The 15,855-nt window shown below is 43.5% G+C and carries 18 protein-coding genes and 1 tRNA gene; 13 read left to right on the plus strand and 6 right to left on the minus strand.

Translation table 11 applies throughout. The annotated features are described in order from the left end of the window. Nucleotides 1-375 precede the first annotated feature (375 nt). The 5 genes from E7588_04815 to E7588_04835 are packed head-to-tail and all read left to right on the plus strand — an operon-like array spanning nt 376 to nt 5,333. Complete coding sequence (locus E7588_04815; GenBank protein MBE6688586.1) at nt 376-1,362, plus strand: amino acid ABC transporter permease; 987 nt, start codon at nt 376-378, stop codon at nt 1,360-1,362. Next, nucleotides 1,349-2,080 (plus strand): amino acid ABC transporter ATP-binding protein, encoded by a 732-nt coding sequence (locus tag E7588_04820; GenBank protein ID MBE6688587.1) that lies wholly within the window; start codon nt 1,349-1,351, stop codon nt 2,078-2,080. Before E7588_04815 ends, E7588_04820 begins: the two co-directional genes overlap by 14 nt. Before the next feature lie 56 nt (nt 2,081-2,136). Then, entirely contained in the window at nt 2,137-3,231 is a 1,095-nt protein-coding gene (locus E7588_04825; protein MBE6688588.1) for a D-alanine--D-alanine ligase, read from the plus strand. 12 nt (nt 3,232-3,243) lie between these two features. After that, the gene (locus E7588_04830; protein ID MBE6688589.1) at nt 3,244-3,744 is read left to right on the plus strand and encodes a DUF1934 domain-containing protein; all 501 of its coding nucleotides are present in this window, start codon (nt 3,244-3,246) and stop codon (nt 3,742-3,744) included. A 14-nt stretch (nt 3,745-3,758) separates the two neighbouring features. After that, nucleotides 3,759-5,333 carry a PDZ domain-containing protein gene (locus E7588_04835; GenBank protein ID MBE6688590.1) on the plus strand — a complete coding sequence of 525 codons (1,575 nt, stop codon included), beginning with the start codon at nt 3,759-3,761 and terminating at the stop codon, nt 5,331-5,333. Between the two features lie 76 nt (nt 5,334-5,409). On the opposite strand, the gene E7588_04840 is transcribed toward E7588_04835, so the two are convergent. Genes E7588_04840 through E7588_04850 form a run of 3 tightly spaced genes read right to left on the minus strand, consistent with a single transcriptional unit; the run spans nt 5,410 to nt 9,303 of the window. Then, nucleotides 5,410-6,246 carry an AraC family transcriptional regulator gene (locus E7588_04840; protein ID MBE6688591.1) on the minus strand — a complete coding sequence of 279 codons (837 nt, stop codon included), beginning with the start codon at nt 6,244-6,246 and terminating at the stop codon, nt 5,410-5,412. A 2-nt stretch (nt 6,247-6,248) separates the two neighbouring features. Beyond that, nucleotides 6,249-7,064: a hypothetical protein gene (locus E7588_04845; GenBank protein MBE6688592.1), complete on the minus strand. Its 816-nt coding sequence runs from the start codon at nt 7,062-7,064 to the stop codon at nt 6,249-6,251. A gap of 4 nt (nt 7,065-7,068) precedes the next feature. Next, nucleotides 7,069-9,303: a hypothetical protein gene (locus E7588_04850; protein ID MBE6688593.1), complete on the minus strand. Its 2,235-nt coding sequence runs from the start codon at nt 9,301-9,303 to the stop codon at nt 7,069-7,071. 311 nt (nt 9,304-9,614) lie between these two features. Between E7588_04850 and rpmG the strand changes: the two genes are divergently transcribed. The 6 genes from rpmG to E7588_04880 all read left to right on the plus strand — a co-directional run bounded on the left by rpmG (nt 9,615) and on the right by E7588_04880 (nt 12,100). Then, entirely contained in the window at nt 9,615-9,764 is a 150-nt protein-coding gene (gene rpmG / locus E7588_04855) for a 50S ribosomal protein L33 (protein MBE6688594.1), read from the plus strand. A gap of 36 nt (nt 9,765-9,800) precedes the next feature. After that, nucleotides 9,801-10,070 carry a preprotein translocase subunit SecE gene (gene secE, locus E7588_04860; protein ID MBE6688595.1) on the plus strand — a complete coding sequence of 90 codons (270 nt, stop codon included), beginning with the start codon at nt 9,801-9,803 and terminating at the stop codon, nt 10,068-10,070. Nucleotides 10,071-10,094: 24 nt separating this feature from the next. Further along, complete coding sequence (nusG, locus tag E7588_04865; protein MBE6688596.1) at nt 10,095-10,643, plus strand: transcription termination/antitermination factor NusG; 549 nt, start codon at nt 10,095-10,097, stop codon at nt 10,641-10,643. A 124-nt stretch (nt 10,644-10,767) separates the two neighbouring features. Then, entirely contained in the window at nt 10,768-11,193 is a 426-nt protein-coding gene (rplK, locus tag E7588_04870) for a 50S ribosomal protein L11 (protein ID MBE6688597.1), read from the plus strand. 14 nt (nt 11,194-11,207) lie between these two features. After that, nucleotides 11,208-11,900 (plus strand): 50S ribosomal protein L1, encoded by a 693-nt coding sequence (locus E7588_04875; GenBank protein ID MBE6688598.1) that lies wholly within the window; start codon nt 11,208-11,210, stop codon nt 11,898-11,900. 127 nt (nt 11,901-12,027) lie between these two features. Next, nucleotides 12,028-12,100: transfer RNA gene (locus E7588_04880), tRNA-Pro, on the plus strand. 97 nt (nt 12,101-12,197) lie between these two features. Here the strand turns inward: E7588_04880 and E7588_04885 are convergent. From E7588_04885 to E7588_04895, 3 genes are read right to left on the minus strand one after another with little or no spacing between them, the layout of a single operon-like run. Continuing rightward, nucleotides 12,198-12,623, minus strand: a complete 426-nt coding sequence (locus E7588_04885) for a peptide deformylase (GenBank protein MBE6688599.1) — start codon at nt 12,621-12,623, stop codon at nt 12,198-12,200. A gap of 22 nt (nt 12,624-12,645) precedes the next feature. After that, the gene (locus E7588_04890; protein ID MBE6688600.1) at nt 12,646-13,155 is read right to left on the minus strand and encodes an adenylate kinase; all 510 of its coding nucleotides are present in this window, start codon (nt 13,153-13,155) and stop codon (nt 12,646-12,648) included. Nucleotides 13,156-13,206: 51 nt separating this feature from the next. After that, nucleotides 13,207-13,869, minus strand: coding sequence for an isoprenylcysteine carboxylmethyltransferase family protein (locus E7588_04895; GenBank protein MBE6688601.1), 663 nt, complete (start codon nt 13,867-13,869; stop codon nt 13,207-13,209). Nucleotides 13,870-14,029: 160 nt separating this feature from the next. Here E7588_04895 and E7588_04900 point away from each other — a divergent pair, with 160 nt between their 5' ends. Together E7588_04900 and E7588_04905 are read left to right on the plus strand one after the other, a co-directional pair. Further along, complete coding sequence (locus E7588_04900) at nt 14,030-15,034, plus strand: hypothetical protein (protein MBE6688602.1); 1,005 nt, start codon at nt 14,030-14,032, stop codon at nt 15,032-15,034. After that, on the plus strand, nt 15,034-15,852 hold the full coding sequence (locus tag E7588_04905; GenBank protein MBE6688603.1) for a histidinol-phosphatase HisJ family protein: 819 nt from the start codon (nt 15,034-15,036) through the stop codon (nt 15,850-15,852). Before E7588_04900 ends, E7588_04905 begins: the two co-directional genes overlap by 1 nt. Nucleotides 15,853-15,855: the final 3 nt, after the last annotated feature.

Below are 15,855 nucleotides of genomic sequence, written 5' to 3' on the forward strand. Positions count from 1 at the left end.
ATATGTGTACTTGCTGTGGCAATATTCATCGCAGCGGTTATTATTGCGCAAAATATATCCGGAAGCGTTTCACGCGTTCTTTCGGTTGACGAAGCACAGAAAATAGTAAACGATACTCTCTGCTCCCTGCCATCAAATGTGGCGACGGGTGCAAAATTTATCGCTGAAGGTTCATTTGTTACCGTAAATTCGGTAGACAGCGGTAATGAAAAAGATATTATTTTGGATTGCACCTACTCCACCTACGATGTAGAAAAAGTGGTGCGAGAAAACATAGATCGATATGTCCTTGCGGCATATCAATTCAATATGACCAACGATGCCGAGGGTAAAAAGACAAATGCCACAAAGGTAAAACTGCTTGTGGCTGAGGACATGATCGGCGATCTTTCACTGGCAGAGAAAAAAAGCGGAGAAATCACGCTGTATATATACGAAGTCCGGGAAAACGTGTTTGAGCTGTATCTGTCCGACGACATTATAAACACTATATTCGGCGGTCTTCTGGATGCAAAAGAAATTATAAATAATGCCGATACCGTATCGGTAGACGGCGAAGAAATATCCATTGCCAACAAAAATACATTGCGTACCGGAATAAAGGACTGTGTGGCGCTCAACAACTACGACAGCCGCAAGCCTGACACCAGCATCGGCATTATCAAGGCATGGAACACCTTCAAGTACGATTTCCACAGAAACTTTATTGTCAACAACCAGTGGACTTACCTTGCAAATGGTCTTCTTACAACATTACAGATAACCGCATTGGCTGTTCTTATCGGTATAATTATCGGTTTTATCGTAGCAGTTATCCGTTGCACCAATCAGAAAACCGGCAAGCTCAGGTTCCTGTCTGCAATATGCAAGCTTTACCTTTCCATAATGAGAGGCACACCTATTATGGTACAGCTTCTTATTGTATATTTCGTAATACTTCTTCCCATCGGAGTTGAAAAGTTTCCCGCGGCGGTCATCTGCTTCGGACTCAACTCGGGTGCATACGTTTCCGAAATCGTCCGCGGCGGTATAATGTCTATTGACAACGGTCAGACCGAGGCAGGACGTAGTCTGGGCTTCACTTACATGCAGACCATGCTTTACATTATCATCCCACAGGCATTCAAGGCGGTTCTGCCCTCTCTTGCAAACGAGTTCATCACACTTCTTAAGGAATCCTCGGTTGCATTTTACATCGGTGTTGCCGACCTGACACTGGGCGGTCTTAAGATACGCTCCATCACTTACTCGAACTACATGCCGCTTATAGCAGTGGCACTTATATATCTTGTATTGGTGCTTGGTCTTTCCAAGTGCGTTGCAATACTCGAAAGGAGGCTGCGCAAAGGTGATAACCGTTAAAAATCTTTACAAGGATTTCGGGGAAAAAGGCGAAATCAAAGTATTAAAAGATGTAAACACACACATTCAAAAAGGCGAAAAGGTTGTTATCATCGGTCCCTCCGGCTCAGGAAAATCCACGCTTCTGCGCTGTCTCAACCGTCTTGAAGAGCCTACATCCGGTGAGATATATTTTGAGGACAAGCTTATCACTTCCCCGAAAAGCGATATAAACAAGCTGAGAATGAAAATGGGAATGGTTTTTCAACACTTCAACCTTTTTCCTCACCTTTCCATAATGGAAAACATAACCCTTGCACCGATTAAGCTGTTAAAGAAGTCCAAGGCTGATGCCGAGGCACATGCAATGCAGCTTCTGGAGCGTGTAGGACTTCCCGACAAAGCTAACGCATATCCCAACCAGCTTTCCGGCGGTCAGAAGCAGAGAATTGCTATTGCGCGTTCTCTTGCGATGAATCCCGCTGTTATGCTGTTTGACGAGCCTACATCTGCACTCGACCCCGAAATGGTAGGCGAAGTTCTTGATCTCATGAAGGAGCTTGCCTCGGACGGCATGACCATGGTGGTGGTAACACACGAAATGGGCTTTGCACGCGAGGTGGGCACCAGAGTGATGTTTATGGATGAGGGCAGAATAATCGAGGAAAATACGCCCGCCGAACTGTTTTCAAATCCCTCTCATCCGCGTCTTAAAGACTTTTTGGCAAAAGTTTTATAATTCTAATATACTGATAACGCGAAAGCAAATTTTTTCTTGCGATTGGAGCATCATAAATGAACAAGCTTAATATCGGGCTTATTTTTGGCGGAGAGTCAAGTGAGCATGAGGTATCCTGTGCCTCCGCCGCGTCTATCATCAGAAATATCGACAATCAAAAGTATGACGTCACAAAAATATGGATAGACAAGAACGGTGTATGGTACGTGTATGAGGGTCCCGTGGAGTATATTGACAACGCACAGTTGGCCAACAAGCCGTCTGACGCAAAATTTATTCCCGCGGTTCTGAGCCCCTGCAGTATTACGGGCGGACTTTTCATACTGGATAAAAAGAACAGCTCTTATTCCGTGTTGAAGCTGGACTGCATTATCCCCATAATACACGGTACAACCGGTGAGGACGGAGTTCTTCAGGGCATACTGGAGCTTTCACACATTCCGTATGTCGGTTGCAGAACTGCTTCCAGTGCAGTGTGTATGGATAAAGCTATAACGAAGGTAATTTTGGATTCAAAGAACGTAGTCCAGGCAGACTGGCTTATATTCTACAAATCCGAGTTGGAATCCGATATGGAAAATGTGCTTGACAAGACTTGCACCAAATTTGAATTTCCCATATTTGTAAAGCCGGCGAATACCGGCTCATCGGTAGGTGTTTCAAAGGCGTACAACCGTGAAGAGCTGAGAGAAGCCTTTACCAAAGCCGCAATGTATGATGTAAAAATAATTGCTGAAGAATTCATAGACGGAAGAGAAATAGAGCTGGCGATTCTTGAAACTGAAAAAGACGGCAGCTACGAGCTTATGGTTTCGGAATGCGGCGAGGTAAAACCCGGAAGTGATTTTTACGACTATGACGACAAATACAAAAACGGTGTTTCCTCCACTGTTATACCCGCAGATATTCCTCATGATATTTCAGAAAAGCTGAAAAAGACCGCTGTGGAAATTTTCCGTTTTCTGGAGTGCAGAGGATTTTCCAGATGTGATTTTTTCCTCAGAGGGGAACAAATCGTTTTCAATGAAGTCAATACATTACCCGGCTTTACAAAAATCAGCATGTATCCCCAGCTGATGTCGGCCGTAGGAGTAGGCTACACCGAGCTTATCACACGACTTATAGAGTTTGCAATGAAACAGAAGCATTAATCACAGGAAGTTATGAAAAAGGATATCAACATTCGTATTAAAGAAATCTGGCACAATAATATCGACGAAGGATTATTTGATGTTATGCCTTCCGAAGATGAAGAAGAATCCGCCGATTCATTTCTTGAAGCCATTATGTCGGGCTTAAGCGATCCGCCCGGCACACCACAGGTGGAGTTTACCACTTGCGGTGTAATGGAAGAACAGAACGGCGGAATTTCAATTACATACGAAGAAAGCGAATTGACGGGAATGAAAGGCGCTGTAACTCAGTTTTTCATTGCTGACAGCGGAGTGGTAACCATGTCGCGAAGCGGAGCAAATTCGCTCAATCTCGTATTTGAAAAAGACAAGAATTACATATGTCCCAACGGTGATGAGCCTTTTCTGGTTACCACCCGAGAGTTGAAAAACACCATTTCACCGTCCGGCGGAACACTGGGTATTGCGTATACCATAAATGTCGGTGGAAGTCTTACGGAGCATAACGAATTCAATATAGATATACTGTAAAAACGGAGGAAACAATGAGAAAGCTCAGAATTGCGTGTGTATTCGCACTTATTGCGGTGACACTGGCAACACACGCATTTGCCATCGGAGCACAGCTCCGCCAAATGTCTGTCACCAGTGATACTACGGTAAGTGAATTTCTTGACGGACTTGATTGGCTGAGCGGCTCAAGCCACGGTGCACAATCCAAAAAGTTCAGCAGAATAACCGATATCATATCCCAAAGTTATTACTTCGGCATTACCCGTGAAGAGCTTTATCAGACAATAACCGACGGATGTCTGCTGCGTCTTCCTCACAACAACATAGATTATATTTATCTGCTTATGTTCCGTGCACTGGATAAGTTCAGCTACTATGTGCCTCCGGTGCTTTCTTCACCCTTTGAGGATCCTCACTACACCGGATACGGTATTGTGATTTACGACACCAAACGCAATAAATATTCTTTAACCGGTGAAGGGCTTTATATCGAAGAAGTTTATGCCGACTCCCCTGCCGCGCAGGCAGGAATACAGCCTCATGACAAGGTAATTTCGGTTAATGGCATAAAGGTGGAAAATCTCACTCTCAATGCACTCACCACACTGTTATCCTCTTACGGCGACACGGATGACTGCACACTGACACTTGAGCGCGATAACTCACTTATTGAGTTTACACTGCACAAAAAAAGCATCCCGTCAAGTGAGCTGATGACCTCCTTTTATCCGCAATACTCCACAGCAAAATTTGACATAACCGCTTTCAGCTCCTCTACTTTGGAAGGGCTTTTTGAGCAAGCGGTCAAGCAAACCTATGAAATGGGTTACAAGAATATCATCATAGACTTACGTGACAATCCCGGCGGAGTAATTGATTATGCCATGAACGTCACCGACACTCTCATCACCCAAGAACACAATCTTTTCACATTTGAAACCAAGTACGACCCGTACTTCATGAAGTACGATTCCGACAAAGACGGTTATTCTTTTGAAAAGATTTACGTTATGGTAAATGAAAATACCGCCAGCGCGTCAGAAGCCATGACCATTTCACTCAAAACGCTGGCAAACGCGACAGTTGTGGGCACAAAGACCTACGGCAAGCAGGTAGGACAGGTAATTCATGCGCTGGAAGACAATTCTTCCTTTGCCGTAACCACAATAAAGGGCTACGGTCCCAACGGAGAGGATTATAATACCGTGGGTATTCAGCCGGATTACGTTATAGCTAATAAGCCTGAAGAATTCAAATTGCCCGAAGGTTATCTTCCCCTTACCGTCCAACAGCTTCCGCTTATTTGCGACGGTGGAGACCATGATGCGATTCTGGCTCTGGAGCAGCGTTTTGCCGTTATGAATCATTTACCCGACGAATATGTTGACGGCGTTTATGATGAAAACCTTGATGCCTGCATAAAAATTTTCCAAAATCTTGTAGGTGAAGAAAACTCACAGGTAAGTGAAAAAATCCTCACTTATCTTGATAAAAGTATAGAGAGCTATCCGGGAAGTATTTCGTACCCGAATGACGATCAGCTGGATTTTGTGATAGATCTTATATCCGGTAAAATTCCTGAGCAAAGCAATGCGGTACAGAGCTGAAACCGTGTAGACACCTGACAAACACAAATCACTTCCGGAATTCATCTGGATTCCGGAAGTGATTTTTATTATATATTTATATTTCTGATGTACCAAGATACATACTGCGGTATCTCTGGGGAGATACACCTTTGATTTTCTTGAAAACATCGCCAAAATAACTGCTGTTGTTAAATCCGCACAGTGACGATATGTCCGAAATGCTTTCTTTGGTACTAACCAGCATTTTGGAGGCTTCATTTATTCTGAGATATGTAAGATACTCGCTGAAACCAAATCCCGTACACTTTTTGAACTTTTTGGAAAAATATGTGCTTCCCGTATATGCCATTTCAGCCGCTTGTGCGAGTGTTATATTGTCGCGGAAGTTAACATTAAGAAAATCCACAACCCTCTGAATATTTGCCTCATATTTTCCAAGCATCACGGTGGGCACAGTGTCCTCGTCGCAAATCCTGTTCAAAGTTACCATAAGCTCTGTGAACAGGGAAAATATGACATATTCCGAATACTCATCATCACGTCGGTACTCATTCATTATTTCCACCAGTATGTCCCCTATCTGCTTGCGCTTTTCATAAGGAACACTGATATGAATCTTATCGAAGCATTTCAACAAATTTCTCACCATTGAGTTTTCCGATATGAACTTACGTAGAAATTTATCATTGAAGCTTATAAGATATCGCTCATGCACATCGCTGGAAATCGGCGACGTTTTATGCAACACGTGTTTATCTATAAGTATAAAATCCCCCGGATTCACCGTACAGATGGAGTGACCGACAAAATACTTTCTCTCGCCGGAAATGAGATAATACAACTCATAATGGTCATGAAAGTCGTCGGTTTTCATTTCGTACTTTTTGCTTCTTTTTATTCTATCTATGCTGAAATATGATGTTTCTGCCATAATTAATCTAATTTAACCTCTTTATTTGCCAGATGTTGCAGCAATCGCACTGCATCGCTTATATTTAGAAAGCCATCCGGCACACATTCTGCCGCTTTAAGCTGATTTTTTGTGAGCTGTACTGCATTTGATGCCAGCTTCTGCATGAGAAGAATTGCATCGGATATATTTACATTTCCATCCTGATTTACATCCCCGTAAAGCACAGCGTCATTTGCCGTTATACCGCTGATGTCCGGCTTAAGAAATAATACAGTGTCACTTCTTGAATCGGTTGCCGCGTATACATCATTACCGAAAAATACGCCTCCTCCGTTAAGCGCATCATTTCCGCTGTACACCAAAGACAGAAACGATCCGTCCGAAAAATCTTTTTCTATTCTGAAGGTATTACGGTCGATTTTTTCTCCTTCCAGAACTCTGAAAAAGAATGAAAACAATTCGCTTCCCTGCGAGGCGTCAGTTTTTTCGAGTGAATAAACAGTTATTTTGAAAGAAGTCCGTTCTTCACTTGTGAGCCATTGCACAGCAGCAATATTCATGAAGGATTCAAACGGAGCAATACTGCCCTGCAATGCTGTTTCCACCTCAACATCGCTGTAATCGCTTCTGTCAACAGGAACAACAACCGTAGTATCGTAGGACATAAACACCTCCGCCGTATTTATGAGAGAATCAGAAGTGCCCGTGGCGGTCAGCTTATATATTCCGTCATGCGCCGTATGGGTTGTCAGTTCAAAATCCGTAACAGCATACACCGGCAACGTCACAACGCTCAAGCAAAATATCAAAAACAAAATCTTAGTTAATAATCTCATTTTTTCACCAATCGATGACAACATTGTTTTTATTGGCAAGGTGCTGACAAAGTCTTATTGCATCCGAAGTGTTTAAAGCACCGTCAAAGTGCGTATCCGCACTTTCCTTTTGCTCTTGCGAAAGGATAATGGAATCGCGGGCGGCAAGATATTGTAAAAATAAGATAACATCTGAAATATTCACGGCACCGTCTGCATTGACATCTCCGCCTTTTACATCCAGTCTTACATGAACATCAAATGTGTCGCTTTTTCCGTAATACGAAGCGGAAACCGTACATTTACACTTTTGCGTACTGTCAAAGCCCTGAATAATCGGGTGAATTTTCATTTGCTTATTATCACGTCCCACATATGCCACCGTTTCCATACCATCGGGCGAAAAGTCAGCCCCCAGGCGGTACACTGTTTTATCCGGCATTGACGTAATCTCCAGGGAAGATACATAAAAATGCTCCACAGCCTTTAATTGAGGATATTCATAACCGCCCTGAACATCAATATGCCATTTGTCGGGCGAAAATCCCGTAAACTTTGATAAATCCGTAAGCTCGATCGGACTATTTGTATAACCATCGGCGTAGCAGTACTCCTGCTCCGTTGCATTATCCATGTACCCGCAAATACCGTCACTCACAGCATAGCCATCAGGATAAACGGAAATATCCGGCGAAGCATAGCAACACGACACCTTTCCGTATATCGTCTGCTGTCCGTCACTGCCGTGAGAAACCGTCGCGGTGGTATTTCTACCGACAATTCCTCCGACCAAGCCTACTGCTGCATTGGGGTCTACAGTTGAAACACTTCCGTCAAAATAGCAATCGCTTATTCTTCCTGAGTTCAATCCCGCAATTCCGCCGACAACGGCATTTTGGTTCGTAGCTGTACAAGCCGCCGCAAGTGCACCGGTTACATAGCAGTCACTTACTGTTCCGAAATTCAAACCGCAGATACCACCCAACGACGTAACGCTTGAAGAATTAAGGCTGAAATTCACATCATAAAGTCCGAGGCTTTTTATAATTCCGTTATTGGTTTCCACAAAACCGCAGTATTGGCGTTCCGAGTCGATATTAAGCCCTGCCAAGGTATAACCGTTTCCGTCAAAAGTCTCGGTAAAATCCTCAATGGGCTTAAAACTGTCCAAAGCAGTGCAGTCTATATTATTCGAAAGTTGCGCATTGAACATATAGTAATCACATACGTAATTTTGCAATTCTGCGGCGTCGGATATTTTAACAATATACTTTTCATCACTTATTACCGGGTAATTGAGTACTGAATAATACGTCTTTTCATCAAATATCATAACATCATTGGTATCACGGCAGACATGGGAATCGCTGAATTTATCACTGCGGTAACCCAGGCTGTTATTACCCGCCAAAAGGAACTTGTAATACACTGTTCCGTCATCCGAATCATCCCAGGTGCAGTCAACCGCATACCAGATACCGTCAATATTAACACTGTTCCACATATGAGGCTCGGAGCTTCCGCTTCCGTTATCGGCATCACCCGTTACAATGACACAAGGTATGGAATACTTATCGCATAATATTTTGAATGCTTCGGCATAACCCTCGCAGACAGTTTCGCCTTTTACCAGCATTCCGTACGGCTCGTGGGCATACACGCCTTCAAGAACATATTCCGCGTTATCGCATATATATTTATGTATTTCAAGCAAAACACCGATTGTGTCGTCCGATACAGCATTGAAAGCCTTTGACGCGCTTTGAACAGCATTGTATGCGCCTATCGCATCATCCGAATATCGTTGCTTTACCCTTATACCGATTGACGATTTTATCGTTACCTGACTGCCGTTGGTCTGCAAGGATTCACCAATTGCATAGCTTTGGGCAAAAATCTCGGCATGGTCATATTCAAAAGCATTTACAGCATCACAGTATGCCTGAACCACACGGTCAAATTCCGCCAATGCCTGTTCCTCGGAATTCTGCGTAATGTCAGGTAATTTTATTGAAACATTTTCGGAAACGGGAGAAGCATCCTTGATAATATCATAATACACCTTTGCTTCATCGCTTAACTGATTGTAATAATGCTCATAAACACTCGTTTCGGCGCTCATCAGCTTCGCATCAGGCACAAATTCGGGATAATTAAACACACTGTTATCAAAAGCAACGGCGTATCCCTCTTTACGTGCCGCAACAACGGTAACAAATAACGTGAGTAACAAAACCAATGCACAAATCTTCTTAATCATTAATGTTTCCTCCGTCAAAATAACACAACACTGATAAAAGTGATAAATTATGTATATTGTGTATATATTATATCAATATATTATCTTCTTGTCAATACCCGATTGCAATTAAACCACCGATACATGCATAGGACGATTTTCCGCAATTGCAGATTTCTTTTCAAAAATTTACAAAATATTCATCTATGTGTTTCTCACCCTATTGACAAACGCAGTGTTGTTGTGATATAATGTATGTACCTCTTGTGGGTCTTTTTTTATGGCCTTTAGAGGGAGGTACAAAAATTCGGAAAATAATCAGGAGGTGCCGTATGAGAGTTAAAATTACTTTGGCATGCAGCGAATGCAAGCAAAGAAATTATGACACAATGAAAAACAAGAAGAATGACCCCGACAGACTTGAAATTAACAAGTATTGCCGATTCTGCCGTAAGGAAACTCTTCACAAAGAAACCAAGTAATTCCCTTTATTTACTTTACTAAGAGGAGGTATTATTTTGGCAGAAGAAAAAAATGTTCAGCCTCAGGCTGAAAAGAAACCCGCCGCAGTAAAACCTGCTAAGGAAAAGATCCCCTTCGGCGTTCGCGTCAAGAACTTCTTCAAAAACTACAAAAGTGAGCTTAAGAAGATAGTTTGGTCTTCCAAGGAACAGGTTGTTAAAAATACTTCGGTTGTCGTTGCTCTGGTTGTTGTATCAGGTGTTGTTCTTGTGCTTCTCGACTTAGCATTCAACATGGGTATAACCGCGTTGGGCAAACTTATCTAAAATCCATTTTAAAAGGAAATTGCCATGTTAGAAGATTACGATCCCAGTCCCCGGTGGTACGTTGTACACACCTATGCCGGATATGAAAACCGCGTTGCTGCCAACATCGAAAAAATAGTTGAGAACCGCAACATGGGTCATCTTATTTTCGAGGTCAAGATTCCTACCGAAACAGTGGTTGATCCCGCTGCGGAGGAAGGTGCGAAGGGCGCCGAAAAAGAGGCTCTGCTGTTCCCCAGCTATGTTCTGGTCAAAATGATCATGAATTACGAAACCTGGCATGTAGTGCGTAATACCCGCGGTGCTACGGGCTTTGTCGGCCCCGAGTCCAAGCCGGTCGCTCTTTCCGATGAGGAAGTTAAGCAACTTGGTGTTGACACTACCGTTATCACGCTGAGCTACAAAGTCGGCGATTTGGTTAACATTACCGAGGGTTTTCTTTCAGGTCACACGGCAGTTGTCAAGGAAATCTCGGACGATTTCAAAACCATCAAGGTTGTCGTTCCGATGTCCAACAGAGAAACGCCTGTTGAGCTTTCCTCTTCAAGCGTTAAAAAAATCCAGGAAATATAGCAGTGTTTTCTGCTCGGCCGTTATTATTTGTGCAGTTCTTGCCATGATTGCAGATGTATAACGGTAGCGTGGGAGGGAATAAATTCCCGAAAAATTATTTACCACATTACGGAGGTGTATTAAAATGGCAAAGAAAATTATTGGTTACGTAAAACTCCAGCTTCAGGCAGGAAAAGCCACTCCCGCTCCCCCCGTAGGTCCCGCTCTGGGTCAGTACGGTGTTGCAATTCCTAACTTCACTAAGGAATTCAACGAGCGCACCAAGAACGACATGGGTCTTATCATCCCTGTTGTTATCACCATCTACTCCGACCGCACTTTCTCCTTCATCACCAAGACTCCGCCTGCAGCGGTTCTTATCAAGAAGGCTTGCGGTATCGAAAGCGGTTCAGGCGTCCCCAACAAGACCAAGGTTGCTAAGATAACCAAGGATCAGGTCGCTAAAATCGCTGAACAGAAAATGCCCGACCTTAACGCAGCTAACCTCGAATCCGCTATGAGCATGATCGCCGGTACTGCACGCAGCATGGGCGTTACTGTTGAAGAATAAGGAGGGGTTAAACAATGAAGCAGGGTAAGAAATATACCGAAAGCACTAAAATCGTTGACAGAGCAAAGCTGTACGATGCTGAAGAAGCTGTACAGACCGTTTGTCAGACTGCAAAAGCAAAATTTGATGAAACTATCGAAATACACATCAGACTGGGCGTTGACTCCAGACACGCTGACCAGCAGGTAAGAGGCGCTCTCGTGCTTCCTCACGGTACCGGTAAAACCGTACGTACCCTCGTTTTCGCCAAGGGCGACAACGCTAAGGCTGCTGAAGAGGCAGGTTCCGATTTCGTAGGCGCAGAAGATATGGTCGAAAAGATCCAGAAGGAACAGTGGTTTGATTATGACGTAATCATCGCTACTCCCGATATGATGGGTCTCATCGGTCGTCTCGGTAAAGTCCTCGGTCCTAAAGGCTTGATGCCTAACCCCAAGGCCGGCACCGTTACCCCCGATGTTGCTAAGGCTGTTAAAGAAGCCAAGGCAGGTAAAATCGAGTATCGTCTCGACAAAACCAACATCATCCACTGCCCTATCGGCAAAGCTTCTTTCGGTCCCGAAAAGCTTGCTGAAAACCTTAATGCCATTATGGGCGCTATCGTAAAAGCCAAGCCCGCGTCCTCTAAGGGTCAGTACATCAAGAGCTGCGTAATCGCATCTACAATGGGCCCCGGCATCAAGCTTAACGCACAGAAATTTATGTAATTAAAACATTAACCCGAACCGAGTACATGCTCGGTTCGGGTTAATAATCCACAACCGGATTTCGAGTCGGTCCGTCTGTGACCACTCGTGTAACTCTCCGCATTCCCATTTTTTAAAATATTTACCTCGGGGTGTAGCGCAGTTGGTAGCGCGCTTGCTTTGGGAGCAAGATGCCGCAGGTTCGAATCCTGTCACTCCGATAAAATGATAAAGGCCGATGAGGTGTTTTAGCTTCTCATCGGCTTTTTTATTCTCATTACATGATTGAGTTTTACGTAAAATTAATACTAACGCACATCAGATCAATATCCCATTACAGTGATCCACCTCGTGCTGGATTATTTGTGCCGCAAAGCCGATGTAGCTTTTGATGCGGGTCTGCATTTCCAAGGTCTGATACTTCACCTTGATAGATTTATAGCGTTTACAAGGACGCGGACCGCCGAGAAGCGACAAGCAGCCCTCTTCGGTGTCATACGCACCGTCCTTTTTTATAATTTCCGGATTGAGCATCACCGTGTATGTTGAGGTTCGTCCGCTTTCGTCCAAAAACGCAATAATGCGTTTTTTCACACCTATCATATTAGCCGCCATACCAACGCAGCTTTCCTTGTGCGCCAGTAATGTGTCAAGCAAGTCCTGTGCTGTCTGCAAATCATCTTTCGTGGCGATTTCCGACTTTCCGGCAAGAAAAATCGGGTCGTGCATAAGTTCTTTAACCATTGTTTTTCACCTCACCAATCCGTCAAATACTTAATATGCGTTTTTGTAATTTCACTAAAAATTCATCTGCTTGATTTCGTTCTGTAAAAATAAAAATGCTTTTATCGCTGTACTTACCCAACAGTTCAAATACTTCAGGTCTGTTTTGCAATCGGTATCTTTTTATAAACTCAATAAATTCGCTGTCACTGTCGTCACTCTCAATCCACGGAATATCACTCCGCGGCTTTCCGCGTCTTTTAGTTATACCGTCCAGGCAAATTTCGGTCGGGTAATCCAGAAAAAACACCGTATCGCTCTTACGCAGACGCAGTTCCATTGTGGAGGCATAATTTCCGTCTATTATCCATTGTTCCTTTTCCAGCACATCTGACAGCCGTTCATAAAAAGTATTTTTATCTACCGTTGTTTTATCCGCATTCCAGTACATCATATCCAAATGAAAAAGAGGAATATGGGTAATTCTGTTCAGTTCTCTTGAAAATGTACTCTTGCCGCTTCCCGGGCAACCGACAACAATGATTTTCTTCATACTCTGCACCTGCAATTCATCCTGCAAAACCCATTTATATATTAATATCTATCACCACACGAACGGAACAAGCCTGTATTTCACGCGCTTTTTATAGTCCGTATAGCCTTCAAGCTTTGCCTCCAGCACCTTTTCTTCGTTGATTATTCTGACAACAATTACAGCTATATATGGCAAAAAACAAGCAAATGACCACCATGAACCAAGTGTGAGAGGAATAGAGAAAAACAACCACAGCGTAACTGCGTACATAGGATGCCTGATAATTGAATAAAGCCCGGTATCCGACACTTTCTGGTTCTTCTGTACCTCCACAGACCTTGAAAGCCACGCATTTTCACGCATTACCTCTGCGTAAACCGCATAAGAAACAATCAAAACAACACAAGCCGTTGCAACCAACCATTTCGGTACCTGCGACCATCCGAATCTGAAATCCAGTCCTGCAACAACAAAGCCTGCCGTAAAAAGAAGTGCCGACACAGCTACAACGGCCTTTTGAGTGTTTTCCGTTTCTTTTACATCAAGGCGTTTTTCAAGTAAATTCGGGGCTTTAACATAAAGAACGATGCCAAGAATAAGCATGGGAACAAAAAGCAAGCCGATGAAAATCCACGCGTTCATATATCTGAAAGTGCCTGCGGGCAAAAACAGCAGCATACCCACCGACGCGAGTCCTGCAATATACTTAATAAACGCTTTAATCAAAAGCATTTTTTTGCCCTCCGTATCATTTTAAATAATTTAATAAACTACGTGTTTATATTATACTATATCGCATTGAATTCTGCAAGTTTTTTTACACTGATATATTGCAAAAAATGTAAAACTGTGCTATACTTGAAACAAATAAAAGAACTAAAGAGGTGTTACCATGGATTTCAGACTTGACATAAACCGCGAGGGCGATATCAGAATACTTCAGATTACAGACATGCAGACAATAGACGCATACCAGAGAAGATTTCCCGACAGAATCAAGGGTTGGAGCGTAGAAGCATGGGTGCCTGAAAATAATGAGAAAAACCTTTATTCTCAAATAAGATATGTAGTGGAAAAATCCAATCCGGACCTTATCATCATCACAGGCGATATTATTTACGGAGAATTTGATGACGCAGGCACTTCCTTTGAGGAATTCTGCAACTTCATGGATTCCTTTAAAATCCACTGGGCGCCCGTTTACGGCAACCATGACAACGAAAGTGCAAAGGGCATCGAATGGCAGAACAACAGATTTGCCTCCTCCGAATACTGCTTCTTCAAAAAGGGTGAAACCTTCGGAAACGGCAACTACACCATAGGTATTTACCAAAAGGGTGAACTGCAGAGAGTCCTTATAATGCTGGATAGCCACGGATGCGGCGGAATCGGCGGTGTAAAGGGTGTACACGTAAATGCGGGTCTCAGACCTGAGCAGATGGAGTGGGCTGAGGGTGAAATGAAAAAGATATTTGCCGAAAATCCCGATGTACCTTCGTTTATGTGCTTCCATATTCCTACCGCAGAATTCTGCGAGGCGCTGACCGCAGCAGGCTATCAACCGCAAAAGGATGCTTCCCATACCGAATTCTACTCCTACGAAATCGGAAAGGATGTTCCCGCAAGACCGGGCGAGTTTGGCAAAAAACTGGAGCCCCTTGCTTCAAATGTGCACATAATGCCTTCCATAAAAGCCTGCAACACAGACGGTCTTTTCACAGGGCACGAGCACAAAAACAACTTCAGTGTTGTTTATGACGGCATACGCTTCACTCAGGGACTCAAAACGGGTCTTTATGACTACCACGACAAAGAATGCCTGGGCGGAACGAAAATCACACTCAGCGGACATGATTTCACCGTTGAGCACGTATACTACCCGCTGGAAGAAAAATAATGAAATACACCCAGAATCTTCATACACACTGCACCTATTGCGATGGCAAGAACACTCCGCGTGAAATAGCGGAGTGCGCGCTCAAAAAGGGGTTTGACAGCCTGGGTTTTTCCTGCCACTCTCCTATGTTTTACGCCCCTACCTATACAAAATTCGCACCGGTTCATGAAGATTACAAAAAGGAAATTCTCACGCTGAAGCAAGAATACAAGGACAAACTTGATATTTTTCTCGGGCTTGAATTCGACATATTTTCAAAAGTAGATTTGACCGGCTTTGATTACATAATCGGTGCAGCGCACTATTTTCACATAGGCGATGAATACATAGCTTATGACCGCGACAGTGCAACGGTAAAAAGAGTTATAGACGAATATTTCGGCGGTGACGGATTAAAATACGCCCGCATGTATTATGAGGATATGGCAAGGTTGCCGGAATATGCCCATATTGACATAGTGGGACACTTCGACCTTATAACAAAGCATGTTGAAAACACGGACTTTTTTGATACCGAATCCCCCCTATACCGTTCTTACGCACTTAATGCCCTGCACACTTTGGCAGAAAAAGTAAATATTTTCGAAATCAACACCGGTGCTATCGCGCGTGGATACCGCACTTCGCCCTACCCCCAGCCTTTTATACTCAAGGAACTTAAAAAGCTTGGAATGGGTATAATAATAAGCTCAGACTGTCATGACATGAATTTTCTTGACTGTCATTTTGACAGCGCGTTACAGCTTCTGACAGACTGCGGATTCGGAGAGGTGTATATTCTGACAAAAAGCGGATTTAAATCCGTTCCGCTTTACTAAGAG

The organism is Oscillospiraceae bacterium, assembly GCA_015065085.1.
GTDB lineage: Bacteria > Bacillota > Clostridia > Oscillospirales > SIG627 > SIG627.

Coding starts and splice junctions, on each gene's coding strand:
- E7588_04830 (MBE6688589.1), top strand. CDS start 3,244: ATGAAAAAGGATATCAACATTCGTATTAAAGAAATCTGGCACAATAAT.
- rpmG (MBE6688594.1), top strand. CDS start 9,615: ATGAGAGTTAAAATTACTTTGGCATGCAGCGAATGCAAGCAAAGAAAT.
- E7588_04875 (MBE6688598.1), top strand. CDS start 11,208: ATGAAGCAGGGTAAGAAATATACCGAAAGCACTAAAATCGTTGACAGA.
- E7588_04845 (MBE6688592.1), bottom strand. CDS start 7,064: ATGAGATTATTAACTAAGATTTTGTTTTTGATATTTTGCTTGAGCGTT.
- E7588_04835 (MBE6688590.1), top strand. CDS start 3,759: ATGAGAAAGCTCAGAATTGCGTGTGTATTCGCACTTATTGCGGTGACA.
- E7588_04890 (MBE6688600.1), bottom strand. CDS start 13,155: ATGAAGAAAATCATTGTTGTCGGTTGCCCGGGAAGCGGCAAGAGTACA.
- E7588_04905 (MBE6688603.1), top strand. CDS start 15,034: ATGAAATACACCCAGAATCTTCATACACACTGCACCTATTGCGATGGC.
- E7588_04825 (MBE6688588.1), top strand. CDS start 2,137: ATGAACAAGCTTAATATCGGGCTTATTTTTGGCGGAGAGTCAAGTGAG.
- rplK (MBE6688597.1), top strand. CDS start 10,768: ATGGCAAAGAAAATTATTGGTTACGTAAAACTCCAGCTTCAGGCAGGA.
- E7588_04895 (MBE6688601.1), bottom strand. CDS start 13,869: ATGCTTTTGATTAAAGCGTTTATTAAGTATATTGCAGGACTCGCGTCG.
- E7588_04840 (MBE6688591.1), bottom strand. CDS start 6,246: ATGGCAGAAACATCATATTTCAGCATAGATAGAATAAAAAGAAGCAAA.
- nusG (MBE6688596.1), top strand. CDS start 10,095: ATGTTAGAAGATTACGATCCCAGTCCCCGGTGGTACGTTGTACACACC.
- E7588_04900 (MBE6688602.1), top strand. CDS start 14,030: ATGGATTTCAGACTTGACATAAACCGCGAGGGCGATATCAGAATACTT.
- E7588_04815 (MBE6688586.1), top strand. CDS start 376: ATGATCGGCGATCTTTCACTGGCAGAGAAAAAAAGCGGAGAAATCACG.
- E7588_04885 (MBE6688599.1), bottom strand. CDS start 12,623: ATGGTTAAAGAACTTATGCACGACCCGATTTTTCTTGCCGGAAAGTCG.
- E7588_04850 (MBE6688593.1), bottom strand. CDS start 9,303: ATGATTAAGAAGATTTGTGCATTGGTTTTGTTACTCACGTTATTTGTT.